Raw genomic sequence first — 25784 nt, 5'->3', positions numbered from 1 at the left:
GAGCCTGCGGTGAGATCGCGTTTATCGGGGCAGAACAGCGATCTGAGCGCAGGCTCGATGATTTTGTGCGCCGCTGCGGGTCGGTACCGGTATGAGTGACGACACCATGAGCACCGCATGCACCATCAACGCGCCGGCCGAAACCGTGTTCGCGGTGCTGGCCGACCCGACCAGCCATCAGACGATCGACGGCACCGGCTGGGTGCGGGAGTCGCTGGACGGCAAGCGGCTGACCGAGGTCGGCCAGGTCTTCCGGATGGCGATGTACCACGACAACTACGGCGGCATGCACTACGAGATGGCCAACCGGGTCGAGGTATTCGAGCCTCCGCGGGCGATCGCGTGGCTGCCGGGCCAAGGCGATGACGACGCCAACCTCGACTTCGGTGGGTGGATCTGGCGCTACGACCTCGAACCGGTCGGTGATGACCGGACGAAGGTCACCCTGACGTATGACTGGTCGGCGGTGCCGCCCACGACTCGCGAACACATCGAGTTCCCGCCGTTCGACGGGCAGCACCTCGACAACTCGCTCAAGCACCTGGCCGAGCTGGCACAGGATCGGGCGTAGCAGTCGGCTGGATCGACACCAGCCGGAACGCGTCCGGCCGGGAATGGTCAGGTGTGAACCGGACGATGAGACTGTCGGGGGGAAACTTGGTGGCCAGGCCGTTGAGGGTCCTGGGCAGGAACACCTTGGCCTTGGCGTTGCCGTACCAGTTGGGGTTGGAGGCGGAGGTGTCGAGGCCGCTGATCTCCTCGATCGCCGTATCCCATTGCTGAATCGGATCCGGCGGGACAGCCCCGAAGCCCGTCGATTTGAGGTACGCGTCTGCCTGCCCCGTAAGGGTGACCGCGGCCCCGCCGCCGACCGGCGTCCCGGTGATCGTCCCGTCCACCACGTCGGCCGTCACCGACGTCAGCCGGGCCGTGCAGATGTCGTCGACGACGCTGGGCGGCACGCAGAAACCGGGCAGCGGATCCCCGTGCGCCGGTGCGATATTCAGGATTGCCGGGGCGACGAGCGTAGCCGTGGCGGCACCGATGGTGGTCACTGCACGGCGGCAACGGTTCGGCATCGGGGTATCCCTCCTCGGGCTTCGGCGTGGGTCGATCCACCGAACTGTATTTCGGTTCGTACCCCGCAGGAGTTACCCGATGCCACCTACGCGGGTAAAACTGCAGCTCAGGTCCATGCGCGGCTGCGGTACGGCGGTCAAAGATCGAGGATCACGAGACCAGCTGCAGGTGCCGGCTCGTGGACGTATGGTCGGCAACTGCGGTGCGCGAGTGAACGGCCACCAGCGAGCCCGCATGCACCGTTCCAATCGGTCCAGACTTGGCGAAACGCGCCAATTCCGTTGTGCGCAAGGCGATTCCCGCTTTAGCCTGACGGTAACCGATGCGCACGCCAGTCGCCCCCGCTGCGAACAGACCACCGAGCCCGGGCAACGCCGCGGAGATCAGCGCCCACAGTGACATGGCCACCAGGGCAGTGACGGCTTTCTGGGCCGGGGTGGTCTTCGCACTGAACGGACGTAACGTGTCGGCCAGCACCGGGGCGGCGGCCTGCAGCATGGAGGTCAACGAAATGATCTCGTCGAGGCTGAACTTCGACGCGAGGGCATCTGCGGGAGAAGATGATCCGACTTTCGTCAGTGACGACGAATTCGCCAGGATCTTCTTCAGGAGCGTGACGATCGAGTTGTACGAAAGTGCGATCAGTGGCTGGCCGGCGGCGGCAGCGGACGAAGCCCACGAGAGGCTGAACATGTCGCAGATCTCGGTTGCCAGTCGGATGACGGCCTCGACCGTCGACGACGCCAGCACCCTCAAGAGGTAGACGATGGCATGCGCGACCTCGGGTGTCGTGGCCGGCGCAGCCGGCTGTTCTGACGCCAAGGCGTCTGCGGCAGGCGCCGCGTCCGCGGAGGCCACTGTGTCGGGGGCATCCGCGGGGGCAGCACTCGACGCGGCATCCAGGGTCGTCGCTGAGTTCGAGGTGGTGCTGTCGCTCTCGACGTGCGACGTCGGTTCGGTCGTGCTCTGGGCAGTCGCGGGCGGCGAGCCTTCGACGGTGTCCGAGCCCGATGTCGACTCAGACTCTGTCGGGGCGGCCCCGGAGGTCGACGGTGCCGGGAAATCGACGACCACGGGATCCAGATTCAAGGTGGTCGGGATCTCCGGGTCGGTCGAATCAACGAGACTTTCGACTGTCCCGGTAACCGCTGATGGGTCGGATTTCGTTTTACTCGAGTCGTCAGAAGAACTCGACGTGGTCTCTGAGGTGGTCCCGCTGGCCCCGGTGTTCGTTTGAGCGGAAACGGTCGAAACGGGCCGGTCGTCGCTCTCGCCGGTACGGGAGGTGCTGGTTGCCTTGTGGGGCGCATCGGTGGTGTTCGACGAGGTGGGCGCGCTGCTGTCCGTGGACGCGGCGGTATCGCCGTCGCTGTCTGAGGTGCCGCTGCCCTCATTCGAACTCGACGAAGAATCGCCGTCGGCGCGTGCCAGGGGGACCGGGCCGCTCACGCTGCTGATCACGAGTACGGCGGCCACCAGGCACGCACCCGTGAGCAGGTGAAAGCGTGTGGAAATCGCGGTCTCCTTGCAGTGGAGGTCATTCATTTGGCCACTGCAGCGGAGATCAAGTGTGACGTAGCTAACAGTAGTTCTCATATTGGGGCCGAACTGAGAATCCTGTCAACAGCTAAAAACGGGTGGCTACGTCCTCAATTCTCGATCGGCGCGTACCAGTCGGCGTTGGTGAGCAACACCCGCGTCCCCAGGTCCCGGTTCCACTCCGGCTCGATGCCGTGGCGCCGCACGATGGGAAACACCACCTCGTCGAGCATCCTGGTCACGTCGCTGAAGTACAGATCCTGCTTCGCCTGATCACTGAGCCGGTTGTACGCGTCCTCGTCGAAGTTCTCCGGCTCGAACGCTCCGTAGCCGATGTAGGTCGCGCCGTCCTCGATCAGCCGGTCGGTGTCCTGGCTGTGGAAGTAGATGAAACCGCTCCAGTGGCGGCTGTCGTCGCGCTCGTCGCCGATCTCGGCCGAGGCGCAGGTTCCGCAGCAGGAGAAGTCGGCGCGGGCGACCACGCCGTTGTCGTTGAGTTCCTCGAACGCCGCCCGCGTCCTCGACCGGTAGTCACCGATCTCGATCTGCTGGCGCAGTCTTGCTTCGCGCAGCGCTGCGAACGCGCCGGTGAGCTGGTCTTCGGTGAGTTCGTAGTCTTCGGCGTAGATGTCCAGGAACTCTTCGGCGTCGTCGTTGCCGGTGACCAGCATGCCCCAGATCTGCGAGGTCAGGGTGGCGCGGTCCTCCGCATCCAGCGGGAGGTCGGGGAGGGTGGCGTGGTCCGGGATCACGTTCGGGTTCGACGATGCGCTCACGGCGTCGGCCTCCAGGTGTGTTGTCGGATCCGGACGATCGCCCGGCGGTGGCGATCGTAGCCTCGGAGCGAATCGGTATCGGACTGATACCTCGACACGTCGTGCCGCGCTGCGGCTTTTCGCGCCCGCCGGCCCACAATTCGGACATGTCGGTACCGCGGGAATCGCCGCGCGGGGTCTCGCGTCAGACATTCCTGCGCGGAGCCGTCGGGGCGTTGGCCGCCGGAGCGGTGTTCGGATCGAGCCGGGCGAGCGCCGAACCCGCTACTTCTGGGTGGGGCGACCTCTCGGCCGCCATCAACGGGAAAGTGGTCCTTCCGGACAGCGGCGGGCAATTCGCTTCGGCCAAAAGTGTTTTCAACACCAACTTCAACGGCCTGACACCGGCGGCGGTCGTCACCCCGGCATCGGCGGCGGACGTGCAGCGGGCGATGGCGTTCGCCGCTTCCCATAACCTCAAGGTCGCCGCTCGCGGCGGTGGGCATTCCTATGTGGGTGCGTCGACCGCGAACGGCACGATGGTCCTGGATCTGCGCCAACTGCCCGGTGACATCAACTACGACGCCGCCACCGGGTATGTCACGGTGACGCCCGCGACCGGCCTGTATGCGATCCACCAGACACTGGCCGGCGCCGGGCGGGGGATTCCCACCGGTACCTGCCCGACGGTCGGCGCGGCCGGTCACGCCCTGGGCGGAGGGCTGGGTGCTCAATCGCGGCACGCAGGCCTGATGTGCGATCAACTGGTCTCGGCGACGGTGGTGGTGCCCGGCGGCGCGGCGGTCACCGCATCGGCCAACGAGCATCCAGATCTGTTCTGGGCGTTGCGGGGCGGGGGCGGAGGCAACTTCGGGGTGACCACCGCACTGACCTTCGCCACCTTCCCGATCGGCGACGTGGATGTGGTCGGTCTCCATTTCCCGCTGCAGTCTTTCCCGCAGGTCCTGGTCGGGTGGCAGAACTGGCTGCGGACCGCCGACCGCAGCAGCTGGGCCCTGGCAGACACCATCACCGACCCGCAAGGCGCACACTGCCGCATCCTCGCGACGTGCCCGGCAGGGGCAGGTGACAGCGTCGCGGCCGCCGTCGTCAAAGCGGTGGGCCTGCAGCCGGCCGGGACGGAGAATCGCACGTTCAATTACCTGGACCTGGTGAAGTTCCTGGCTGCCGACAATCTCAACCCGGCGCCGCTCGGGTATGTCGGCGGATCCGATGTCTTCCAGTCGATCACTCCAGCTGTCGCCCAGGGGATCGCGGCGGCGTTCAACGCCTTCCCGAGTGGGGCCGGGCGGCCGTTGGTGATCATGCACGCGCTCGACGGCGCGCTCGCCACCGTGGGCCCTGCGGACACCGCCTTTCCGTGGCGGCGACAGTCCGCTCTGGTGCAGTGGTACGTGGAGACGTCCGGCTCACCAGCGCCGGCAGCCAATTGGCTCAACACCGCCCATCAGGCTGTAGCAGCGTATTCGGTGGGCGGCTACGTGAACTATCTGGAGGCGAACCAGCCGGCGTCGCGCTATTTCGGCGCCAATCTCTCCAGGCTGGCCGCCACTCGGCAGAAGTACGATCCGGCCCGGATCATGTTCTCGGGCTTGAACTTCTGAGGGAGACCCGGCGCCGAAGAGACGGTCGCGGCGTATCTTGGTCATGGGCTGGGAGAGAGAAGGCGCGATGGACGAGACGGGTCCGCAGACACCGGCGGCCGCAGCGGCCCTTGCCGTGGCAACGCGGTTCTATTCGCCCGCGCTGCTCAATCACTGCATCCGTTCGTATCTGTGGGGTGCGACGTACGCGGCCGCCCACGGCATCGCCTTCGACGACGAGCTCTACTACGTCTCGGCATTGCTGCACGACATCGGTCTGACCGACCCGTTCGACAGCCACCGGGTGTCGTTCGAGGAGGCGGGTGGGGACCTGGCCTGGGTCTTCGGGGCGGCGGCCGGCTGGCCCGACGACCGGGCCGCCAGGGCGACGGAGATCATCGTGCTGCACATGCGCGACGACGTTTCGGCAGCTGCCGATCCCGAATCGCACCTCCTGCAGGTGGCCACCGCCTGGGACGTCGTCGGACGCAGGCCCGAGGAGTTCCCCAGCGAGACGAGGGCCGAGATACTCGGGCGCTATCCCCGGCAAGGGTTCGGTAGCGAGTTCATCGCATGCTTCGAGGATCAGGCGAAGCGCAAACCGGGTGGTGCTGCCGCCGCGTCGGTGGCCAACAACGGTGCCGAACGCATCAGGGCCAATCCTCTGGACACCTAGCGCCGTTCTGCGAGTGGACATCTGGTGCCCGCGTGCTTTCGAACTCAAGAAGAGTGCGAGGCCACCAGGTTTTCGACGGAGTGGATCAAGGTAGGTGAGGTCAGGCACTCACCAGGTGACCGGAAGTTCCTTGTTGACTCCCCGGACCACGCCCACCGGCCTAGCCTCGAGGCGTTGGGTCTCACCTGCCACCTGTACGAGTGAAGGAACCGAGCATGCGAGCAACTGTGATGTACGGCGCCGGCGACGTGCGTGTCGAGAACGTGCCCGATCCCATCGTGAAGGAGCCGACCGACGCCATCGTGCGCGTCACCCGCGCCTGCATCTGCGGCAGCGACCTGTGGCCCTACCAGTCCATGCCGCACAAGGACGGTGGTCGCCGGATGGGCCATGAGTTCATCGGCGTCGTCGAGGACGTCGGCGCGGATGTGTCCGGATTCCGGCGCGGCGACCTGGTGGTGGCCCCGTTCGTCTGGGCGGACAACACGTGTGACTTCTGCAAGGAGGGGTTGCAGACGTCGTGCCGCCACGGTGGCGGATGGGGTGCCCCCGGGGTCGATGCGGGCCAGGGCGAGGCCGTGCGCGTTCCCCAGGCCCAGGGCACGTTGGTGAAGCTGCCGGTGGCAGCGGATTCGGCGCTCATGCCGTCCCTGCTGACCCTGTCGGACGTGTTCTGTACCGGCCATCACGGAGTGGTGACGGCGGGGGTGGGTCCGGGATCGTCGGTCACCGTCATCGGCGACGGCGCCGTGGGGTTGTGCGCGGTGCTGGCCGCCAAGCGGTTGGGCGCCGAGCAGATCATCCTGAACGGCCGCCACACCGTCCGGACCGACCTGGGTCGTGAATTCGGCGCGACCGACGTCGTCGCCGAACGCGGCGACGAAGCCGTCGAGAAGATCCGTGAACTGACCGGCGGTGACGGTACCCACGCGGTGATCGAATGTGTCGGGACCGAGCCCTCGGTGGCCACCGCGCTGGACGCGGTCCGTTCCGGTGGCCGTGTCAGTCGGCTCGGGGTATCTCAATACACCGAGGTGCCAATGGGTTTCGGTACCTTCTTCCGCAACGTCACCCTCACCGGAGGCGTCGCGCCCGCCCGTGCCTACATCGAGGAACTCATGCCCGACGTCCTCGACGGCACCATCGAGCCCGGGCGGGTATTCGACCGCACCATCGGGCTCGACGAGACGCCCGACGGCTATCGCGCCATGGCCGACCGCGAGGCACTCAAGGTGTTGATCGAGCCATGACACTGTTGCTGCAAGACCGCGACGACCGCGACGTCGTCACGTTGACCTTGAACCGCCCGCAGGCCTTCAACGCATTGTCCGAGGCGATGCTGACCGCACTCGGTGACACCTTCGACGCGCTGGCTCAGGACGACAGCGTGCGTGCCGTCGTTCTCGGGGCATCCGGCAAGGCGTTCTGTGCCGGACATGACCTCAAAGAGATGCGGGCCGAACCGTCGCTGCATTACTACGAGCGGTTGTTCGCCCAATGCACCGCGATGATGTTGTCGATCCAGCGGCTACCGGTACCTGTGATCGCGCGGGTCCAAGGCCTTGCCACCGCAGCGGGTTGCCAGCTCGTCGCGATGTGCGATCTCGCCGTGGCGAGTGATGACGCGCGGTTCGCGGTCAGCGGGGTCAACGTCGGGTTGTTCTGCGCGACCCCGGGAGTGGCCCTGTCGCGCAACGTGCCCCGCAAGGCTGCCTTCGAGATGCTGGTGACCGGTGAATTCGTCTCTGCCGAGCAGGCCCGAGAACTGGGTTTGGTCAACCGGGTTGTGGCAGCGGACGCCCTCGATGACGAGGTCGAGGCGATGGTCGCCAGCATCGTGGCGAAGCCTCGCGTCGCCGTCGCGATGGGAAAGGCGTTGTTCTACCGGCAGATTGACGTCGACATCCAATCCGCCTACGCCGACGCGGGCACGACGATGGCCTGCAACATGATGGACCCGAGCGCACTCGAAGGAGTGCAGGCCTTCATCGACAAGCGCCCGCCGGCCTGGCCGGGCGTCACCGGCGCTGTAGTTCGATGACCGGGATGACGCGGTCGGTCTTGGTCTGGTATTCGCCGAATCCCGGGGCCTTCTCGACGATGCGCGGATAGGCGGCGTCGCGTTCGGCCAATGGCATCTCACGTGCGTGCACGTCGTAGGCGTCGGTGCCGATCTCGATGTGGGCATCGGGATGTGCGCGCAGGTTGTGTAGCCACGCCGGGTCGACATCGGCGCCCGCATAGGACCCGACGATGGCGAGCTTTCCGTCGAGGTCGAACGCCATCACCGGATTGACCCGCTCCTTGCCGCTCTTGGCGCCGGTTGTGTGCAGCAGGAGCAGCGTCGCGCCCTCGAACGGTCCGCCGACCTTGCCGCCGTTGGCGCGGAACTCGGCGATGATGTTGTCATTCCAGTTGTCTGCCATGACATCCTTCCTACGCCTGGGCATCGCGACGGTGCACGCAGATCACGAAATCGCGTGAACCGATCGATTCACCGCTCCGTCGTGGTGACATGGACCTCAGAGGTGAGGGTTTGATGCACGGGGCACCGCTCGGCGATGTCCATCAGCCGTTCCCGCTGCGTGTCATCGAGGTCGCCGATCAATTCGATCTCCCGATCGATCTGGTCGATCATCCCTTTCGTGGTCTCGCAGTCCGCGCAGTCCTTCGCATGAATACGTGAGTGCCGCAACGTCACTCGTACCTGCTTGAGCGGCCAGCCCTTGCGGTTGGCGTACATCCGCACCGTCATCGACGTACACGCGCCCAGACCGGCCAGCACGAGATCGTAGGGGTTCGGGCCGGCATCGTCTCCCACCGGAAGAGGTTCGTCGGCGATGAATTCGTGACGCCCCACGGTGATCTGCTGGGTGTAGGTCCCCGCGCCGGTCTCGACAACGGTCACGTCGGTGGTCATGCGGTCTCCTTCGCCGTGAAATGACTCAGGAACGGATCGTGCCCCGAGTGTGGGCACCGATACGTGATTTCGCCGAAATTCTGTACCGGAGTCGCTCGTTCGGCTCCGAGTGTCAGTCCGCCAGTGCCACCTCGACAGAGGCCAGGCGGTCCGGATCGCCGATGATGTCGATGACGTGTATCCGCCCGTCGCGGATGCCAAGGCGCAGTAGGGACTTCAGCTGACCTGCTGGAGCGATGACGATGCCCGCGGCGCCGTCGACCATCGCGACCTCGCCGCCGCGCGCGACCGCGGCGAACATCCGCGATTCCTCGACGAACTCCCGGGCACCGCGCAGCTCGGTGGGAATCCGCTCGCCGACGAGCACGCGGTCCACCCGGCGCAACACGTCGGGGTGCAGGATCTCCAGCAGGGCCGCGAGATCGCCTTGTTGTGAGGCCGCCAGGAACGTCCGTGCGATGTCGAGGTGTTCGGCAGTGGGGCGAGCGGAGGCCGTCGCGCCGTGGACTCGCTGCCGGGCGAGGCTGGCCAGCTTCTTGGCGGCCGTCGGCGTGCGGTCGAGCAGTACGGCGATGTCATCGAAGGGCATGGCGAACGCGTCGTGCAACACGAACGCCACGCGTTGGGCGGGGGAGAGCCGGTCGAGCACCACGAGCAGCGCGCGGCCCACCGACTCGGCCATGGCGACCTGCTCGTCGGTTGCGGGGGAGACGGCGGTGGGGAGCAGTTCGTCGCCGCCGAGCACCTCGGCGCGGCGCTTCTGCTCCCGCAGCCGGTCGAGGCATTCGTGTGCGGTCACCGTGGTGAACCAGCCGGTCGGATTGCTCACCCCGTCGAGGCCGCGCCGGCTGATCTTGAGCCACGCGGTCTGGACTGCGTCGTCGGCGTCGTGTGCCGAGCCGAGCAGGCGATACGCGACCGCGCGGAGGTGGCCACGATCCTCTTCGAATCGCGCAGCCAGGCCCTGTTGGTCGTTCATGTCGTCACCTTTCACACGCGGCAAGCGTCAACAAGGTGAACCCCTTGGCGACCGAACAACGGAGGCGACAACCATGACCCTACAACTCGGAGTGATCGCGACGCTGATCGTCGCGATCACCATTGCGGCCAATGCGGCGATGGCGCTCGGAGATCTCGTCGGCGCCCGCTTCGTACTGGCCAACTCTGCGGAGGTCGGCGTCCCGCGGACCTGGGTACCAGCACTCGGGCTACTCAAGGGCGCGGGCGCGGTCGGACTGCTCGTGGGTCTGTTCGTCTACCCACCGCTTGGCGTCGCCGCCGCGATCGGATTGATCGCGTTCTTCATCGGTGCCGTCCTCACCCACGTCCGCGCGCAGGTGTTCTACAACATCGCCTTCCCCGCTGGGTTCCTCGTGCTGGCGGTGCTGTCGTTGGCGGCCTTCGTCGCGGGCTGAGACAACGCAAAAGGCCCCACCCCTCGTGGGATGGAGCCTTTTGCAGTTCGGCGTGTGAAGTTTGCTGGATAGTTCAGGCGCTACGGCGGATGCCCCGTTTGAGCAAGAGCTCGCGCTCCGACTCACTCAGGCCGCCCCAGATGCCGTACGGCTCACCGACGGCCAGCGCGTGTGAACGGCACTGGGTGATCACCGGGCAGCTGCGGCACATCTCCTTGGCGCGCACCTCACGTTGAGCCCGGGCCCGTCCGCGTTCCCCGTCGGGGTGGAAGAACATCGACGAATCGACACCACGGCAAAGTCCTTGCATTTGCCAATCCCAGATATCCGCATTGGGTCCGGGAAGCTGCTGCGGCTGCGGCATTTGGAAAACCCCTCTCTGCTCGCCCATTTCGCCGAAGTGGGCGGGTTTGAGTCGGTGGAACCGAACTGAGCACATGTCGCCGATGACCGCTCGTGCACACAAACTAGGGGGACTGAATAAAGTGAGTCAATAGCCTGCCGATGTGCTAAAGGGCATAACCGCAGGTCGAGAATTTACATCACGTTCATCGTTGCGACGCCTTGGCTGAGACATGAGTGTTAAGGATCTGGCCATGGTCTTCGGGTTTCCCCTGTTCGGGCCCGCGGGGGCGGCGCGAGCAATTCCGGACAGGCGATAGTTAGTTGACATGCCATTAACATTCAAGCCATCAATTGTTAACTAATGACTGCGGAGCAAAGTGAATTTCCCGTATCCGCGGGTACCGGGTCGCCCGGCGGGTTTGCGATGCCCTCGGTATTGATAGCGTCGCGAACCGATGACCGCACTCGCAGAGGCCGCTTCGGCCCTGGCTGACGCCGCCTTCGGGGCGGACCCCGGCCGGTGGCCGCTGCCCGGGGCGAGCACCCCGCACGAGCGCTGGCTGCGAGCGGTTGCCGCCGGCGGGCAGGGGCGTTACGCCTGCGCGCTCACCGAGCTCTCCGAGATTCTGCGGTGCCCGGACTCCGGTTCGGTGGTGTCGCTGGCGCACAGTACGCGTGCCTCGTTTCTTCGCCAGCTGGGCGGGCACGCCCGCGCTCGCGCCGCCGACGGTCAAGCGTGGGCGCACTGCGCCGGCGATCCCGAGGCGGCCGCCGATGCGCTCGTCGGGCTTGCCGCGGACGCCCTCGGGATGGGCCGGTTCGGCGTTTCGGCCCGACTGCTGGAGCGGGCCCGGACCATCGACACGCCTGACCACTCACGCAGGCGGATCCGGCTGTCATGGGTGAGCGCCGAACTGGCGATGGTCCAGGGCCACGGTGCCGAGGCGGTCGAACACGCCCGCCGCGCTGTCGCGACGGCCGCCGGCCACAGCTCGACGCGCCACGCCGTCAAATCAGATGTCGTACTGGCCGCGGCGCTGTGCAGCGCGGGTGAGTACGACGCCGCCCGGGAGGCCGCCGACTCGGCACTGCAGGCCGCCGAGAAATCCGGACTGATCCCGCTGCGCTGGGCTTTGGCCTGTGTACTGGCCGACATCGGCAGTGCCGCACACGATGCTGATCAAATCAGCAGAATCCGGGACCTCAGCGCCGATACAGTGCGTCGCAGAGGCGGGGTGTGGGCCGGTGCCTAGAACCGGCACCGGCACGGTTCCGTCTTCATTGATCGTTATTGTTTAGCTGAGCCAATCGACGCGAGTGTCGATGCAACGTAACGCTGGAGAGATCGCCCACGATGACAAGTTCGGGAGACCGTCTCGACATTGTCGTTGCTGAGGCAGTGGCAGGTGATCGGAACGCGCTCTCGGAAGTGCTGGAGATCATTCGGCCGATCGTCGTTCGGTATGTGCGGGCGAGGGTGGGGGCGACCGAGCGTAGTGGTCTCTCAGCTGATGACGTTGCGCAGGAGGTTTGCTTGGCCGCCATAACGGCGCTGCCGCGCTACAAAGATCAGGGACGCCCGTTCCTGGCCTTTGTCTACGGCATCGCTGCGCACAAGGTTGCTGACGCGCACCGCGCGGCAGCCAGGAACCGTTCCGAGCCCACCGACGTGGTGCCCGAGCGGTTCTCCCTTGATGCAGGGCCCGAGCAGTCCGCGCTCGACACCGAGTCTTCTGAACGGATGGCCAGGCTGCTGTCCGTGCTGCCCGAGAAGCAGCGCGAGATCCTGATCCTGCGTGTCGTGGTCGGCATGAGTGCCGAGGAGACCGCCGAGGCTGTCGGCAGCACCGCCGGCGCGGTGCGCGTCGCGCAGCACCGTGCCCTGGCGCGGTTGAAGAACGAGATCATGGCGACGGGGCGGGATCATGCCTGACTTCGGCCGCTGGACCTCAAACGGTGGTGATCCGTCCCTCAACGAGATCAACCGGTCCGAGAAATTCATCGAGGCGCTGTCCCTCGAGCACCAGGTCTATGCCACCGACCGCGAGGAAGCCGAGCTGGCCGTCCTGCTGGCCGGGTGGCGCGACGACGCACGGCGTACCCCGATGTCGGGCATCGCGACGCCACGCGAGGCCGTGGCGGCGCTCAACAAGGCCACCGGCCAGGGGCGAGTGCGCTTCCCCATGGCGCTGGTGGGTTCGATGGCCGCCGCGGTGCTGTGCCTCGGCGGGTTCGGTGCCGCCGTGTACGGCTCCGGGCCGGGCGACCCGCTCTACGGCGTGCGCGGCCTGGTGTTCGGGTCGGCGCCGGTGACGCGCGACGTGGGGGTCGAGCTGGCGTCGAGCGAGCTCAAGCAGGTTCAGCAGCTGATCGACGAAGGTCAGTGGGAGCAGGCGCAGCAGAAGCTGCAGACCCTCACCACCACGGTCGCCACCGTGGGTGACGAGCAGCGCAAGCAGGAACTCGTCGACCAGTGGCAGCAGCTGTCGGTGAAGGTCGAGAACCGCGACCCGAACGCGACCGTGCCGCCCGATGCGCCGCCGGTCGTGTTGCCCGAGGTGACGGTGACGACGACACCGTCGTCGCCATCCGAGAGCCAGCCCGGGGAGACCCCGACGTCCACGCCGACGACCGGACCGACGACCTCTCCGACGGAGACCACACCGGGTTCGGAGACATCCAGCCCGTCCGCGACATCCACGACGTCGGAGACCTCGACGTCGCAACCGACGACCACTCAGCCGTCGGCGCCGTCGTCGTCCGCCACGCAGGCGCCGTCGAGCAGTGCCGAACCGACGACGAGCGCGACGGCCCCGGCGACAGCGCCGTCATCGCCGGCCTCACAGCCGTCGGTGACACACACAACATCGGTACCGACCACCTCGGTGGCTCCGGCGGCCGAGGCCCCGGTGGTCACCACGACCGTCGCTCCGGCTGTGGAGCCCACGTCTGTGCCCTCGGCACCATCGGTACGCACGACGCAGGCCGCACCTGTGGAGCCCAGCAGTGGCGCAGGTCACGAAGGCGCGTCGAGTGGGCGTGGTGGTGAGGGACCGGCAGCGCCGGTGATCGAGGTGCCCCTGCTCCCGGGGCTAGGCGGTTCTCAGCGGTAGCCGTCGGTGTCCGACGTGGCCTCGTTGAGGGACGCGTCGGCATAACCGCGGCAGTAGTCCCATGTCACGTAGGCGTCGGGCTCGGGGTCGTAGGCCGGCTCGTGCGGGCGCACGGTGCCGTCGACAAGCAGCTGCAGCAGGTTGGCCCGCAGCATGTCCCAGTCGTGGTAGTGGTCCTGCTGGCATTCGTCGCAGCACACGACGAGGCCACGAATTCCCTTGTGTGCCAACAATGCTTCGTACACCGCGAGATCGGCGAGATCAGCCTCGACAGCCGTCCGTTCCTGGGGGTCCAGAGGCTGGCCCGGCTCGATCGCGTCCAGCGCAGCCGACGGATCGCAGGGATCGTCGGCAAACGGATCGGGCGGCAAACCAGGGGGGAGGTGGTCACGCACGAGTCCCACACTACGCAGCCGTACAGGTATCGCGCCAGCCGTCCCGATGTGTGCCGTGATGTGCAATGAAGCGGCAACATCATTGTCAATATCGGAGCCGATAGAATCGGGTTACACGCCCCACGCCTGCCACTGGAGGCCCCACCCATGTCGATCGCTGAAAGCAGCGTTCCCATCGCCGTACCGGTGCCGACCGGCGGCGATGACCCCACCAAGATCGCAATGCTCGGTCTCACCTTCGATGACGTATTGCTGCTGCCGGCTGCCTCCGATGTGGTTCCGGCCACCGCCGATACTTCGAGCCAGCTGACCCGCAACATCCGTCTGCGGGTGCCGATGGTCAGTTCGGCGATGGACACCGTCACCGAATCGCGCATGGCCATCGCAATGGCCCGCGCAGGTGGCATGGGCGTGCTGCACCGCAACCTTCCCGCTGCTGAACAGGCCGCCCAGGTGGAGACCGTGAAGCGGTCGGAGGCCGGCATGGTCACCGACCCGGTCACCTGCTCGCCGACCAACACCCTGGCCGAGGTCGACGCGATGTGCGCCCGGTTCCGGATCTCGGGTCTGCCGGTCGTCGACGATGCCGGCTCGCTCGTCGGCATCATCACGAACCGCGATATGCGCTTCGAGGTCGACGAGAACAAGCCCGTCGCCGAGGTGATGACCAAGCCGCCGCTGATCACTGCTCAGGAAGGCGTCTCGGCCGAGGCCGCGCTGGGTCTGCTGCGCCGTCACAAGATCGAGAAGCTGCCGATCGTCGACGGGCACGGCAAGCTGACCGGCCTGATCACGGTCAAGGACTTCGTCAAGACCGAGCAGTTCCCGCTGGCCACCAAGGACAGCGACGGCCGGCTGTTGGTCGGCGCCGCGGTCGGCGTCGGCGATGACGCTTGGGCCCGGGCCATGACGCTGGTCGACGCCGGGGTCGACGTACTGGTCGTCGACACCGCCCACGCCCACAACCGGGGCGTTCTCGACATGGTGGCGCGGGTGAAGAAGACCGTCGGCGACCGCGTCGAGGTGATCGGTGGCAACGTCGCGACCCGCGCCGCGGCGGCCGCCCTGGTCCAGGCCGGAGCCGACGCGGTCAAGGTCGGTGTGGGCCCCGGCTCGATCTGCACCACCCGCGTCGTCGCGGGTGTCGGAGCCCCACAGATCACCGCCATCCTGGAGGCTGTCGCGGCCTGCAAGCCCTACGGGGTTCCGGTGATCGCCGACGGCGGTCTGCAGTACTCCGGAGATATCGCCAAGGCGCTGGCCGCCGGTGCGTCGACGGCCATGCTGGGATCGCTGCTGGCCGGCACCGCCGAGTCGCCCGGTGACCTGATCTTCGTCAACGGCAAGCAGTTCAAGAGCTACCGCGGCATGGGCTCGCTGGGCGCCATGCAGGGACGTGGCGGTGGCAAGTCCTACTCCAAGGACCGCTACTTCCAGGACGATGTGCTCTCCGAGGACAAGTTGGTGCCCGAGGGCATCGAGGGCCGGGTGCCGTTCCGCGGTCCGCTGGGTTCGGTCATCCACCAGCTGACCGGCGGGTTGCGGGCAGCCATGGGCTACACCGGCTCGGGCACCATCGAGCAGCTGCAGCAGGCGCAGTTCGTCCAGATCACGGCGGCCGGGTTGAAGGAAAGCCACCCGCACGACATCACCATGACTGTCGAGGCCCCCAACTACTACACCCGCTGAATCGGTGGGGCAGGAGACTAAGAGCAGTCATGCGCGACATGGTTGAAATCGGCATGGGCAGAACCGCCCGGCGTACCTACGAACTCGACGACATCACGATCGTGCCCTCGCGGCGCACCCGGTCGTCCAAGGATGTGTCGACGGCGTGGCAGCTCGATGCCTACCGCTTCGAGGTTCCGGTCGTCGCGCATCCCACCGATGCTCTGGTGTCGGTGGAGTTCGCCATCGAGATGGGCCGCCTCGGCGGGCTCGGTGTGCTCAACGGCGAGGGGCTGATCGGCCGGCACGCCGATGTCGAGGAGCAGGTCGCCAAGGTCCGGGATGTCGCGGCCACGGCTTCCGACGACACGGCCGCGATCCGGATGCTGCAGCAGCTGCACGCCGCGCCACTGGATCCCGAGCTGCTCGGCGCGGCGGTGTCCCGTATCCGTGAGGCCGGGGTGACCACGGCGGTGCGCGTCAGCCCGCAGAACGCCCAGGCGCTGACCCCGACTCTGGTGGCAGCCGGGATCGACCTGCTGGTCATCCAGGGCACCATCATCTCGGCCGAGCGCGTCGCATCCGATGGCGAGCCGCTCAACCTGAAGACGTTCATTTCCGAGCTCGACGTGCCGGTCGTGGCCGGCGGCGTGCTCGACCATCGCACCGCCCTGCACTTGATGCGTACCGGGGCGGCCGGTGTAATCGTCGGCTATGGCTCCACTGCCGGTGTGACCACCAGCGACGAGGTGCTGGGTATCAGCGTGCCGATGGCCACCGCGATCGCCGACGCGGCCGCAGCGCGTCGTGAGTACCTCGACGAGACCGGCGGACGCTACGTGCATGTGCTGGCCGACGGCGACATCCACACCTCGGGCGATCTGGCCAAGGCGATCGCCTGCGGTGCCGACGCCGTGGTGCTGGGCACGCCGCTGGCGGTGGCCGACGAAGCGCAGGGCGGCGGTTGGTTCTGGCCGTCGGCGGCGGCGCACCCATCGTTGCCGCGCGGCGCCCTGCTGCAGGTGGCGGTCGGGGAGCGGCCCAGCCTGGAGCAGGTGCTCACCGGGCCGTCCGACGATCCGTTCGGGTCGTTGAACCTGGTCGGTGGCCTGCGTCGGTCGATGGCCAAGGCCGGGTACTGCGATCTCAAGGAGTTCCAGAAGGTCGGCCTGACCGTCGGGTCCTGATCTTCGCCGGCGGGTTCCCTTCGCCGTTTTCTGCGTCTGGGCTGTGCCCGGGCTGAGATCACCACCCCCACGTGGAAATCGACGGCAGCTCGGAGCGCTCATCTTTACAAGTTAGGGCCTCCTGTCTAGAAGTTACCTGTGGGTAGCGTCATACTGATCACATGAAGCCTGACTACGACGTCTTGGTGATCGGTTCCGGTTTCGGCGGCAGCGTGAGCGCGCTGCGGCTGACTGAGAAGGGTTATCGGGTCGGTGTACTCGAAGCCGGACAACGGTTCGCCGACGCGGACTTCGCCAAGACCTCGTGGGATCTGCGCAAGTTCCTGTGGGCGCCGCAGCTGGGCATGTACGGCATCCAGCGCATCCACCTGCTGCGCAACGTGATGATCCTGGCCGGTGCGGGCGTGGGCGGCGGATCGCTGAACTACGCCAACACCCTGTACGTGCCGCCGGACCCGTTCTTCAACGACCCGCAGTGGAAGGACATCACCGACTGGCGTGCCGAGCTCATGCCGCATTACGACCAGGCCCAGCGGATGCTCGGTGTGGTCAAGAACCCGACCTTCACCGACGCGGACCGCATCGTCAAAGAGGTCGCCGACGACATGGGCTGCGGAGACACCTTCGTCGCCACACCGGTGGGGGTGTTCTTCGGCACCGACGGCGAGATGACCCCGGGCAAGACCGTGCCCGACCCGTTCTTCGGTGGCGTCGGTCCGGCCCGCACCGGATGTATCGAGTGCGGCGAGTGCATGACCGGTTGTCGCCACGGCGCCAAGAACACGCTCGTCAAGAACTACTTGGGGCTGGCGGAATCGGCTGGGGCGCAGGTGCATCCGATGACCACGGTGACGAGCTTCGAGCAGCGACCAGACGGGCTGTGGGAGGTCACGACCGTACGTACCGGCAGCAAGCTGCGGCGCAGGCGCAAGACGTTCACCGCGACGCACCTGATCCTCGCGGCCGGCACGTACAACACCCAGAAGCTGCTGTTCAAGATGCGCGATACCGGCAAGCTGAACAAGCTCTCGGCCAAGCTCGGCGTGCTGACCCGTACCAACTCCGAGTCCATCGTGGGTGCGCAGACCCTCACGGTGACACCCGGTATGGATCTCACCCACGGCGTGGCCATCACCTCCTCGGTGCATCCCACCTCCGACACCCACGTGGAACCGGTCCGCTACGGCAAGGGCTCCAACGCGATGGGCCTGCTGCAGACGCTGATGACCGATGGCACCGGGCCGAAGGGCACCGATGTTCCACGTTGGCGGCAGTTCCTCGATCAGGCCCGCGAAGACCCGGGCAAGCTGGTCCGCCTGCTCAACCCGCAGCGGTGGAGCGAGCGCACGGTGATCGCGCTGGTGATGCAGCACCTGGACAACTCGATCACCACTTTCACCAAGCGCGGTCCCGGTGGCAGGCGGGTGATGACGTCCAAACAGGGCCACGGCGAACCGAACCCGACCTGGATCCCGGTGGGCAACGAGTTCACCAGGCGGATGGCGGAGAAGGTCGACGGTGTCGCGGGCGGTACCTGGGGTGAACTGTTCAACATCCCGCTCACCGCGCACTTCCTCGGCGGGGCAGCCATCGGCGACACTGCCGAGCACGGTGTCATCGATCCGTATCAGCGCGTGTACAACTACCCGACGCTGTATGTGATGGACGGGGCCGCGATCTCGGCGAACCTCGGCGTGAACCCGTCGCTCTCGATCACCGCGCAAGCCGAGCGCGCAGCGTCGTTGTGGCCGAACAACGGGCAGGACGACGAGCGTCCGGCGCAGAATGAGCCGTACCGGAAACTGGCGCCGATCGCGCCTACGCATCCCGTGGTGCCGGCCGAGGCACCCGCCGGACTGCGGCGGCTGCCGATCGAACCCGTCAACTCGGGCGGTTAGCACCCGTCCCATTCCGGGTACCTAACCCTCGCCGGGCGGCGAGGTCCGGTCGGGAGGGGTGTGGCGGATGCGGAAGGCGTTCCACGACGAGTTGACGGCCCTGTGCACTCAACTCGCCGAGATGTGTGCGTTGGCGGTGAGTGCGATGCAGCGGGCCAACGAGGCCCTGCTTGGCTCCGATCTGTCGCTGGCCGAGCAGGTCATTGCCGACCACGAACACATCGCCGAGTACAACCGTCGCATCGAGGAATCGGCGTTCCGGCTGCTGGTTCTGCAGCAGCCGGTTGCCGGCGAGCTGCGTACGGTCGTCGGCTCGATGCACATCGCCGCAGACATCGACCGCATGGGCGCGCTCGCGGTGCACGTCGCCGACATCTCCCGGTTGCGCCATCCCGAATGCGCCCTGCCGGACGAGGTGCGAGCGAGTTTCGCCGAAATGGGTGCCCAGGCCGTGCAGTTGGCGCGCACCGCACAGGACGTGTTGGTGTCGCGGGACCCCGACACCGCCGCGCGTCTGCGCGACGAGGACGACGCCGTCGACGCCGAGCATCGTCACCTGTTCACCCTGCTGCTGGACCGTCAGTGGGAGGACGGGGTGTGCTCGGCCGTCGACGTCGCATTGTTGGGCCGCTACTACGAGCGATACGCCGATCACGCCGTCGAGATCGGCAAGCGGGTCATCTTCGAGGCGACCGGCGGGCGCCCGGTGCACAAGAAGCTGGCCTGAGCAGCTACTGCCCGGCCGGGGTGGATTCCAGCAGCGCGGTGAACAGCCGGGTCAGCGTCTCGATATCGATGGTTCCCGGTTGGAGTACCTCTTCGGTGGCGATACCGGAGACGATCGTCACCACCAGCTGAGCGAGAGCCGAGAGCTGCTTGCCCGGCAGAGGCGTGCCGGCCTGTTCGACGATGCGGAGGGCTTGATCCGCGGCCGCGCGACGGCGGGCCACCAGGCGTTCGCGCAGTTCGGGATCACGTATCGCGCGCAGCCAGTACTCCATCAGCACGATCTGGTACTCGGTCTGATCGTGTATCGAGTCCAGCGTTGATCGGCTCAAGGCTGCCGCGATCGCGGCGGTGTCGCCGTGACCACTGTCGAGCGCAGTGGCGATCAGTGCGCCGCGGCTTTCGAACTGCCGGTCGAGCAGGGCCAGGAACAACTCGTCCTTGGATTCGAAGTTGGAGTACACCGCGCCCTTGGTGAATCCCGCGGCGTGACCGATGGCGTCGATGGTGGCGCCGGCGAACCCTTCGACCGCGAAAACCTTCAGCGCCGCGTCGAGGATCCGGTCGCGCACCTCGTCACGGGTGGGGCGAGTGCGGGCGGGTTTGACAGCCGACATGACCAACACAATACTCGCTAGTATCGTATGGATACCAGTGAGTATCGAAAGGTCGGAGATGGAAGACAAGGACGACGCCGAGGAGACCTCGGTGCCCGAGGGGGACGACGCGTCCGATGGGCCGCAGATCGTCACGGCCGGACTGGGGGTGGACGGCGAGCACGGACCGTTGTTCTCGGACATCGACCTCGAGCTCACACCCGGATTTCACGCCATCCAGATGCCCGGGGGCTGGGGCCAGACCGCCCTGCTGCTCACTCTGGCCGGACGGCTGGCGCCCACTCGCGGCGCCGTGACGGTCTGCGGTGACACTCGGCCCCGCGACATCCGTCGGCACTGCGCCATCGCGGCGTTCGCCGACATCGACGAGTTGGAGGACTCGGTCACCGTGCAGACGGTGCTTGCCGAGCAGCGCCGCTGGCTGGCCCCCTGGTATCGACGGGTTCCGATCGGGGCTGGCGAATCCGCCCTGCGTGAGGTGTTCGGGGAACTGACGCCGCCGGCTGCCCAGACCTACATCAGCGAACTGTCCGATCTCGACCTGTTCCTGTTGAAGGTCACCCTGGCGCTGTTCTCGAACCGCCCGATCCTGGTGGTCGGCGACCTCGAACAGGTCAGGGACAACTCGCGACGGGCGATCGCGATCGAACGACTCGGAGCCATCGCCACCCAGCGCAGTGTCGTCGTCGGCGTGACCAATCCGCTCGGTGCCGAAGCCCCAGACCATGGTCTGCACGACCACCGCATCCTGACCGGAAAGAACGAATGATGCTTGCTGGCCTCGCCTTCGGCTCGGAAATCAAACGTTTCGGCCGCAGCCGGATGACCCGGGCCGCCATCGTGGTACTGATGCTGCTGCCGCTGGTGTACGGCGCGCTGTACCTGTGGGCCTACTGGGACCCCTTCGGCCAGGTCGACAAGATGCCGGTGGCGCTGGTCAATTCCGATCGGGGCGCAGTGGTTTCGGGCCAGCACATCAATGTCGGTGCCGAGATCGCCAAGAGCCTGACCGACGACGCGAGCCTGAACTGGCATGTGGTGGATGACGACGAGGCACGTAAGGGCGTCGAACACGGCCAGTACTACTTCATGCTTGAGCTTCCCGCCGATTTCAGCGAGGCGATCGCGTCACCGCTGACCGGAAACCCCAAACAGGCCAACCTGAATGCGGTGTACAACGACGCCAACAACTACATCTCCTCGAACATCGGTCGCACCGCGATCGACCAAGTGCTCAATGCGGTGTCGACGCGGATCTCGGGGCAGGCGGTCAACCAGGTGCTCTCGGTGGTGGTCAGCTCAGGCGCCGGGATCAAGCAGGCGGCTGACGGAGCGGCCCAACTTGCCGACGGGGCAGTGAAAGTCGACGACGGCGCGGGCCAGTTGGCGGCCGGACTGAACACTGCACGGTCCGGCTCGGCCCAGTTGGCCACCGGCGCCAAGCAGCTCTCTGACGGGATCGCCAAGGCCACCGATCCGCTGGTCGCGGTGACCTCCGCATTGTCGAAGGTCGGAGGCGACACCCGAGAACTCGAGCAGGGCACGGAGGCGTTGCGGCAGGCCAATGACCAGATCGGCGCCATCGGCGGGGCGCAGGATTCGGCTGCGGCAGCGCTCACTTCGGTGATCGATCAGTTGTCGGCCAGCCCGGACCCGATCGCCAACAACGCTGCCGGAACGCTGCGTGGCGTGGCGGATGACCTTCGGGCCCACCAGTTCACGCCGCAGATCCGGCAACAGCTCACCGACGCGGAGAACGCCGCCATCTCGATGACGTCCTCGCTGCGCAACCCCGGCAGCCCGCTGAACTCGGCGCTCGACCAGGTGGGCAGCAAGAACTCCGATCTCAACGCCAAGCTCAACGAGCTGCGCAGCGGAGCTCGGCAACTGGCCTCGGGCAACGCCGAATTGGCCAGTGGGATAGCCAAACTCGACACCGGTGCGGGGCAGCTCAAATCCGGCACCGCGCAGTTGCGGTCCGGGTCGGCCGAGTTGGCGACCAAGCTCGCCGATGGTGCCGGACAGGTGCCCGATTGGACACCCGCGCAGAAGGAAGCGATCGCCGACACCATCGGTGGCCCGGTCCACCTGCAGAACTCGGCCGAGAACCCCGCACCCAACTTCGGCACCGGGATGGCGCCGTTCTTCATCACACTTGCCCTGTTCTTCGGCGCGCTCGTGCTGTGGATGGTGTTGCGGCCGTTGCAGAACCGCCCGATCGCCGCGGAGGTGCTGGCGATCCGGGTGGTGCTCGCCAGCTACCTTCCTGCTGCGGTGATCGGGCTGTTCCAGGCGATCATCCTGTACTGCGTGGTGCGGTTCGCCCTGGGCATGGAGGTGGCGCATCCGGTCGCGATGCTGGGCTTCATGATGCTGATCTCGTGTGCCTTCGTCGCGGCGACGCAGGCGATCAACGCCTTCGTCGGCCCCGCGGTGGGCCGGGTGCTGCTGATGGCCCTGCTCATGCTCCAGTTGGTCAGCGCAGGCGGGATGTATCCGGTGGAGACCACGTCCCGGCCGTTCCAGGTGTTCCACAACTACGATCCGATGACGTACGGCGTCAACGGTTTACGTCAGCTCATCCTCGGTGGGATCGACCATCGGCTCTGGCAGGCGATCATCACGTTGCTGCTGATCTGGGTCGGTGCGCTGACCATCTCGTCGCTGTCGGCCCGGCGTAATCGGCTGTGGAACATGACCAGGCTGATGCCCGCGATCAAGATGTGAGTCAGACCGCCTGCAGCAGTGCCGCGTCGGCGAGCGGGCGGCTGCGCTGTCCGTGGATGTCCACGGGCACATCGCCGGAAAGCGTCACGCGGTGCATCACCCGGCGCTGGTCGTCGTAGTCGTCGACCGCGCGGTGCTGGGTGGCCCGGTTGTCCCACATGGCGACATCGCCGGGTGCCCAGTTCCATCGGATGGTGTTCTCCGGGACGGTGATTCTGCGCTGCAGCAGCTCCAGCAGGGTGGCGGATTCGTGGCTGTCCAGGCCGAGGAAGCCGCGGGTGAAATCGCCGGCCAGAAGAGTGCGTTCGCCGGTCTCCGGATGCACCCGCACCACCGGGTGTTCGGTGCGGAAGTCGGGCTTCTCGAACGCCGCTCGCATCTGCTGCTGCTCTTCTGTCATCAAGGCAACGGGTGCCGCCGCGTAGTCGAACCGGTTGCTGTGGACGGCCCAGAGATTCTCGGTGAGTGCTTTGAGCGGTGCGGGGAGCGCGTCGTAGGCCGCCGCGGTCGATGCCCACAGGGTGGACCCGCCGTATTCGGGCAGCGTCACTGCCCGCAGGATCGAGATTGCCGGGTAGTCCGGCACAAACGTGACATCGGTGTGCCAGCGGGTGGCCTTCGCGTACTCGGAATCGAGGGGCGTGATGAGCGGGGCGTCCTGCTGCTTGAGGGCGTGGTGGCCGACGGGCTTGCCCATCAGTCGCGCGAAGGCGTGGTGCTCCTCATCGGTGAGACCGTGCTGGCCACCGAAGAAGACCACCTTGTGCTCGAGCAGTGCGCGCCGGATCTCGGCGACCGTATCCCCGTCGAGATCGCCGCCCAGCTTTACGCCGTCGATGCGGGCGCCGATGCGGCTACCGAGTTTCTTGACCGTGAGCGCAGTGGTGGAAGCAGTCATCGGCTTGTCCTTTTCGCTGGTGGGAACAGGTGTAGTCAAGTGACTACAGCTGCATGTGAGCTAGTGTAACCACGTGACTACACCGCCGCCACCGGCCAAGGATCCGGCGAGCCCGGTAGGCCGTGACGAGGTGGTGGCGGCCGCACTCACGGCGGCGGCCGAACTCTTCGCCGACCGTGGTGTGTCGGCCACGTCGATCCGTGACATCGCCGCCCGGTCCAAGGTCAACCACGGGCTGATCTACCGGCACTTCGGCACCAAGGAGCAGTTGGTCGGCGCGGTCCTCGACCACCTCGGTGGCCGGCTCACCACGCTGTTGGACGACGGCGGCCCGGCCGACGAGATCGAGCGCAACATGGACCAGCACATGCGCGTGATGGCCCGGGCGTTGCTCGACGGTTATCCGATCGGCCGGCTGCAGACCCGGTTCCCCGGGGTCACCAGGCTGCTCGAGCAGGTACTGCCGGACTATGACGACGAGCGCGACGGACGGCTCGCCGTCGCGAACGCCGTTGCCCTACAACTGGGCTGGCGCTTCTTCGAACCGTTCCTGAAGGCCGCGACCGGGCTGGATCCGATCAGCGACGACGACGTGCGCGCCGCGGTGAGCGCCGAGATCGCGCAGATCCTCGATCCCGGCGACGCATCTGCGGTTTGATCAGCTGCCGCCGCGGACTGAGGATTCGACCTTTTCGCCGAGCTGCTTGTCGACGTTCTTCCAGTACTCGAACGCCCGCTCCAAGACCTGCTCGGAAACGCCCTTCGACAGATGGCCGGCGATGTTGGACACCAGCCGGGCCCGCGCCGCGTCGTCGAGCACGTCGCGCACCATGGTTCCGGCCTGGCCCCAGTCGTCGTCCTCGGCGTGCAGCGTGTAGGCGGCGCGGATCATCTCGCCGTCGGCACGCCACAGCGATTCACCGGTGCGGGCCGGGTCGGCCTGCGGGCCGCCGTACGAGTTCGGGGCGTAGACCGGGTCGGACACGTTCTTGATCCGCATGGCCCCGTCTTTCGAGTAGCTGTTCACCTCGACCTTCGGGGCGTTGACCGGGATCTGCTTGTAGTTGGTCCCGAGCCGGTGGCGGTGGGCGTCGGCGTAGGAGAAGTCGCGGGCCAACAGCATCTTGTCCGGACTCAGACCGGTGCCGGCCACCCGGTTGTTCGGCTCGAACGCGGCCTGCTCCATTTCGGTGTGATAGTCCTCGACGTTGCGGTCCAGCGTCAGCGTGCCGACATCGTGCAGCGGGTAGTCGCCGTGCGGCCACACCTTGGTCAGGTCGAACGGGTTGAACCGGTAGTCCTTGGCTTCCTCGAACGGCATGAGCTGCACCTTCAACGTCCAGCTCGGGAAGTCGCCGCGGTCGATCGAGTCGTACAGATCACGCTGATGGGCATCGCCGTCGACGCCGGCCATTCGGTCGGCTTCCTCCTGGGTGAGGAAGTCGATGCCCTGGTTGGTGATGAAGTGGTACTTCACCCAGGTGATTTCTCCGGCAGCGTTGATCCAGCTGTAGGTGTGGCTGGAGTAGCCGTTCATGTGCCGCCAGTCTTTCGGGATGCCGCGGTCACCCATCAGCCAGGTGACTTGGTGCGCGGATTCCGGCGACAGCGTCCAGAAATCCCACTGCATGTCGTGATCGCGGGTGTTGTTGTCGCTTCGCCGCTTCTGCGAGCGGATGAAGTGCTGGAACTTCAACGGGTCCCGCATGAAGAACACCGGGGTGTTGTTGCCGACCATGTCGAAATTGCCATCGGTGGTGTAGAACTTGGTCGCAAACCCGCGAGGGTCACGCCAGGTGTCTGGGCTGCCCCGTTCGCCGGCGACGGTCGAAAACCGGGTCAAGGTCTCAGTTTTGACGCCCGGCTGGAACACCGCGGCCTTGGTGTAGGCGCTGACATCGTGGGTCACCTCGAAGTGACCGAATGCGCCGCCGCCCTTGGCGTGCGGCTGGCGCTCCGGGATGCGCTCCCGGTTGAACATCGCCATCTGCTCGATCAGATAGTGGTCCTGCAGCAGGATCGGCCCGTCCGGACCGATCGTCAACGAATGTTCGTCGCTGTACACCGGAATTCCGGCGTCGGTGGTTGTCGGCTTGGGCTGGGTACCGGTCACCCCGTCGCTCCTTTCGCTGTTCAGCGGAGAACGCCGCACACGGCGACGCCCCGCCGGGACGTATGGAAGCCGGGTACCCCGGGACGATCGGATCCAAAACCCGCCGGG

Annotated in this window: 29 protein-coding genes; 18 read left to right on the top strand and 11 right to left on the bottom strand. The window is 66.6% G+C overall.

Annotated elements, in window-relative coordinates; all coding sequences use genetic code 11:
• Positions 1 to 91 precede the first annotated feature (91 nt).
• Positions 92 to 571 (top strand): SRPBCC family protein, encoded by a 480-nt coding sequence (locus tag ACNQR1_RS29325; protein ID WP_418049087.1) that lies wholly within the window; start codon positions 92 to 94, stop codon positions 569 to 571.
• Here the strand turns inward: ACNQR1_RS29325 and ACNQR1_RS29320 are convergent.
• Positions 534 to 1079, bottom strand: coding sequence for a hypothetical protein (locus ACNQR1_RS29320; protein WP_418049086.1), 546 nt, complete (start codon positions 1077 to 1079; stop codon positions 534 to 536). The two genes, ACNQR1_RS29325 and ACNQR1_RS29320, sit on opposite strands and share 38 nt — an antisense overlap.
• Positions 1080 to 1230: 151 nt before the next feature.
• The gene (locus ACNQR1_RS29315; protein ID WP_418049085.1) at positions 1231 to 1938 is read right to left on the bottom strand and encodes a hypothetical protein; all 708 of its coding nucleotides are present in this window, start codon (positions 1936 to 1938) and stop codon (positions 1231 to 1233) included.
• A gap of 1 nt (position 1939) precedes the next feature.
• On the opposite strand from ACNQR1_RS29315, the gene ACNQR1_RS29310 reads away from it, so the two are divergent.
• Positions 1940 to 2317, top strand: coding sequence for a hypothetical protein (locus ACNQR1_RS29310; RefSeq protein ID WP_418049084.1), 378 nt, complete (start codon positions 1940 to 1942; stop codon positions 2315 to 2317).
• Positions 2318 to 2365: 48 nt separating this feature from the next.
• Positions 2366 to 2581, top strand: a complete 216-nt coding sequence (locus tag ACNQR1_RS29305; protein WP_418049083.1) for a hypothetical protein — start codon at positions 2366 to 2368, stop codon at positions 2579 to 2581.
• Between the two features lie 148 nt (positions 2582 to 2729).
• Here the strand turns inward: ACNQR1_RS29305 and ACNQR1_RS29300 are convergent, their stop codons facing one another.
• Positions 2730 to 3395, bottom strand: a complete 666-nt coding sequence (locus ACNQR1_RS29300) for a DUF6891 domain-containing protein (protein WP_418049082.1) — start codon at positions 3393 to 3395, stop codon at positions 2730 to 2732.
• Positions 3396 to 3541: 146 nt separating this feature from the next.
• On the opposite strand from ACNQR1_RS29300, the gene ACNQR1_RS29295 reads away from it, so the two are divergent.
• The 4 genes from ACNQR1_RS29295 (at position 3542) to ACNQR1_RS29280 (ending at position 7695) form a co-directional block, all read left to right on the top strand.
• Positions 3542 to 4999 carry an FAD-binding protein gene (locus tag ACNQR1_RS29295; RefSeq protein ID WP_418049081.1) on the top strand — a complete coding sequence of 486 codons (1458 nt, stop codon included), beginning with the start codon at positions 3542 to 3544 and terminating at the stop codon, positions 4997 to 4999.
• 67 nt (positions 5000 to 5066) lie between these two features.
• The gene (locus ACNQR1_RS29290) at positions 5067 to 5654 is read left to right on the top strand and encodes an HD domain-containing protein (protein ID WP_418049080.1); all 588 of its coding nucleotides are present in this window, start codon (positions 5067 to 5069) and stop codon (positions 5652 to 5654) included.
• 215 nt (positions 5655 to 5869) lie between these two features.
• Positions 5870 to 6904: a zinc-dependent alcohol dehydrogenase family protein gene (locus ACNQR1_RS29285; RefSeq protein ID WP_418049079.1), complete on the top strand. Its 1035-nt coding sequence runs from the start codon at positions 5870 to 5872 to the stop codon at positions 6902 to 6904.
• The gene (locus ACNQR1_RS29280) at positions 6901 to 7695 is read left to right on the top strand and encodes an enoyl-CoA hydratase (protein WP_418049078.1); all 795 of its coding nucleotides are present in this window, start codon (positions 6901 to 6903) and stop codon (positions 7693 to 7695) included. The genes ACNQR1_RS29285 and ACNQR1_RS29280 overlap by 4 nt, the downstream gene beginning before the upstream one ends.
• On the opposite strand, the gene ACNQR1_RS29275 is transcribed toward ACNQR1_RS29280, so the two are convergent.
• The 3 genes from ACNQR1_RS29275 to ACNQR1_RS29265 form a co-directional block, all read right to left on the bottom strand.
• On the bottom strand, positions 7673 to 8080 hold the full coding sequence (locus ACNQR1_RS29275) for a nitroreductase family deazaflavin-dependent oxidoreductase (protein WP_044516362.1): 408 nt from the start codon (positions 8078 to 8080) through the stop codon (positions 7673 to 7675). The genes ACNQR1_RS29280 and ACNQR1_RS29275 overlap by 23 nt on opposite strands.
• A gap of 68 nt (positions 8081 to 8148) precedes the next feature.
• Positions 8149 to 8574: an OsmC family protein gene (locus tag ACNQR1_RS29270; RefSeq protein ID WP_418049077.1), complete on the bottom strand. Its 426-nt coding sequence runs from the start codon at positions 8572 to 8574 to the stop codon at positions 8149 to 8151.
• Between the two features lie 112 nt (positions 8575 to 8686).
• Positions 8687 to 9553 carry a sigma-70 family RNA polymerase sigma factor gene (locus tag ACNQR1_RS29265; protein ID WP_418049076.1) on the bottom strand — a complete coding sequence of 289 codons (867 nt, stop codon included), beginning with the start codon at positions 9551 to 9553 and terminating at the stop codon, positions 8687 to 8689.
• A 73-nt stretch (positions 9554 to 9626) separates the two neighbouring features.
• Between ACNQR1_RS29265 and ACNQR1_RS29260 the strand changes: the two genes are divergently transcribed.
• Positions 9627 to 9989, top strand: a complete 363-nt coding sequence (locus ACNQR1_RS29260) for a DoxX family protein (protein WP_418049075.1) — start codon at positions 9627 to 9629, stop codon at positions 9987 to 9989.
• Positions 9990 to 10062: 73 nt separating this feature from the next.
• On the opposite strand, the gene ACNQR1_RS29255 is transcribed toward ACNQR1_RS29260, so the two are convergent.
• Positions 10063 to 10353: a WhiB family transcriptional regulator gene (locus tag ACNQR1_RS29255; RefSeq protein ID WP_029107049.1), complete on the bottom strand. Its 291-nt coding sequence runs from the start codon at positions 10351 to 10353 to the stop codon at positions 10063 to 10065.
• A gap of 436 nt (positions 10354 to 10789) precedes the next feature.
• Between ACNQR1_RS29255 and ACNQR1_RS29250 the strand changes: the two genes are divergently transcribed.
• The 3 genes from ACNQR1_RS29250 to ACNQR1_RS29240 all read left to right on the top strand — a co-directional run bounded on the left by ACNQR1_RS29250 (position 10790) and on the right by ACNQR1_RS29240 (position 13447).
• Positions 10790 to 11587: a hypothetical protein gene (locus ACNQR1_RS29250; protein WP_418049074.1), complete on the top strand. Its 798-nt coding sequence runs from the start codon at positions 10790 to 10792 to the stop codon at positions 11585 to 11587.
• A 101-nt stretch (positions 11588 to 11688) separates the two neighbouring features.
• Positions 11689 to 12267, top strand: a complete 579-nt coding sequence (locus ACNQR1_RS29245) for a sigma-70 family RNA polymerase sigma factor (RefSeq protein WP_418049073.1) — start codon at positions 11689 to 11691, stop codon at positions 12265 to 12267.
• Positions 12260 to 13447 carry an anti-sigma-D factor RsdA gene (locus ACNQR1_RS29240; RefSeq protein ID WP_418049072.1) on the top strand — a complete coding sequence of 396 codons (1188 nt, stop codon included), beginning with the start codon at positions 12260 to 12262 and terminating at the stop codon, positions 13445 to 13447. The genes ACNQR1_RS29245 and ACNQR1_RS29240 overlap by 8 nt, the downstream gene beginning before the upstream one ends.
• On the opposite strand, the gene ACNQR1_RS29235 is transcribed toward ACNQR1_RS29240, so the two are convergent.
• The gene (locus ACNQR1_RS29235) at positions 13438 to 13842 is read right to left on the bottom strand and encodes a DUF5319 domain-containing protein (protein WP_003882245.1); all 405 of its coding nucleotides are present in this window, start codon (positions 13840 to 13842) and stop codon (positions 13438 to 13440) included. The genes ACNQR1_RS29240 and ACNQR1_RS29235 overlap by 10 nt on opposite strands.
• A 147-nt stretch (positions 13843 to 13989) precedes the next feature.
• Between ACNQR1_RS29235 and guaB the strand changes: the two genes are divergently transcribed.
• From guaB to phoU, 4 genes are all read left to right on the top strand, one after another.
• Positions 13990 to 15531, top strand: a complete 1542-nt coding sequence (gene guaB, locus ACNQR1_RS29230) for an IMP dehydrogenase (protein WP_135453038.1) — start codon at positions 13990 to 13992, stop codon at positions 15529 to 15531.
• Between the two features lie 38 nt (positions 15532 to 15569).
• Positions 15570 to 16697: a GuaB3 family IMP dehydrogenase-related protein gene (locus tag ACNQR1_RS29225; RefSeq protein ID WP_418050550.1), complete on the top strand. Its 1128-nt coding sequence runs from the start codon at positions 15570 to 15572 to the stop codon at positions 16695 to 16697.
• A 161-nt stretch (positions 16698 to 16858) separates the two neighbouring features.
• Positions 16859 to 18595 (top strand): GMC oxidoreductase, encoded by a 1737-nt coding sequence (locus tag ACNQR1_RS29220; RefSeq protein WP_418049071.1) that lies wholly within the window; start codon positions 16859 to 16861, stop codon positions 18593 to 18595.
• 67 nt (positions 18596 to 18662) lie between these two features.
• Positions 18663 to 19322, top strand: coding sequence for a phosphate signaling complex protein PhoU (gene phoU / locus ACNQR1_RS29215; protein ID WP_418049070.1), 660 nt, complete (start codon positions 18663 to 18665; stop codon positions 19320 to 19322).
• A 4-nt stretch (positions 19323 to 19326) separates the two neighbouring features.
• Here phoU and ACNQR1_RS29210 read toward each other — a convergent pair whose 3' ends face one another.
• Positions 19327 to 19950 (bottom strand): TetR/AcrR family transcriptional regulator, encoded by a 624-nt coding sequence (locus ACNQR1_RS29210; protein WP_418050549.1) that lies wholly within the window; start codon positions 19948 to 19950, stop codon positions 19327 to 19329.
• 46 nt (positions 19951 to 19996) lie between these two features.
• Here ACNQR1_RS29210 and ACNQR1_RS29205 point away from each other — a divergent pair, with 46 nt between their 5' ends.
• Together ACNQR1_RS29205 and ACNQR1_RS29200 are read left to right on the top strand one after the other, a co-directional pair.
• Positions 19997 to 20707, top strand: a complete 711-nt coding sequence (locus tag ACNQR1_RS29205) for a hypothetical protein (RefSeq protein ID WP_418049069.1) — start codon at positions 19997 to 19999, stop codon at positions 20705 to 20707.
• Positions 20707 to 22665: a YhgE/Pip family protein gene (locus ACNQR1_RS29200; protein WP_418049068.1), complete on the top strand. Its 1959-nt coding sequence runs from the start codon at positions 20707 to 20709 to the stop codon at positions 22663 to 22665. The genes ACNQR1_RS29205 and ACNQR1_RS29200 overlap by 1 nt, the downstream gene beginning before the upstream one ends.
• A 1-nt stretch (position 22666) precedes the next feature.
• On the opposite strand, the gene ACNQR1_RS29195 is transcribed toward ACNQR1_RS29200, so the two are convergent.
• Positions 22667 to 23563 carry a TauD/TfdA dioxygenase family protein gene (locus tag ACNQR1_RS29195; protein ID WP_418049067.1) on the bottom strand — a complete coding sequence of 299 codons (897 nt, stop codon included), beginning with the start codon at positions 23561 to 23563 and terminating at the stop codon, positions 22667 to 22669.
• Positions 23564 to 23636: 73 nt separating this feature from the next.
• Here ACNQR1_RS29195 and ACNQR1_RS29190 point away from each other — a divergent pair, with 73 nt between their 5' ends.
• The gene (locus tag ACNQR1_RS29190; RefSeq protein ID WP_418049066.1) at positions 23637 to 24221 is read left to right on the top strand and encodes a TetR/AcrR family transcriptional regulator; all 585 of its coding nucleotides are present in this window, start codon (positions 23637 to 23639) and stop codon (positions 24219 to 24221) included.
• Here the strand turns inward: ACNQR1_RS29190 and ACNQR1_RS29185 are convergent, their stop codons facing one another.
• Positions 24222 to 25676 carry a catalase gene (locus ACNQR1_RS29185; protein ID WP_418049065.1) on the bottom strand — a complete coding sequence of 485 codons (1455 nt, stop codon included), beginning with the start codon at positions 25674 to 25676 and terminating at the stop codon, positions 24222 to 24224.
• Between the last annotated feature and the right edge of the window lie 108 nt (positions 25677 to 25784).

Source organism: Mycobacterium sp. 48b, from assembly GCF_048282725.1.
Taxonomy (GTDB): Bacteria; Actinomycetota; Actinomycetes; order Mycobacteriales; family Mycobacteriaceae; genus Mycobacterium.
This window is presented reverse-complemented; position numbering and strand designations above follow the sequence as displayed.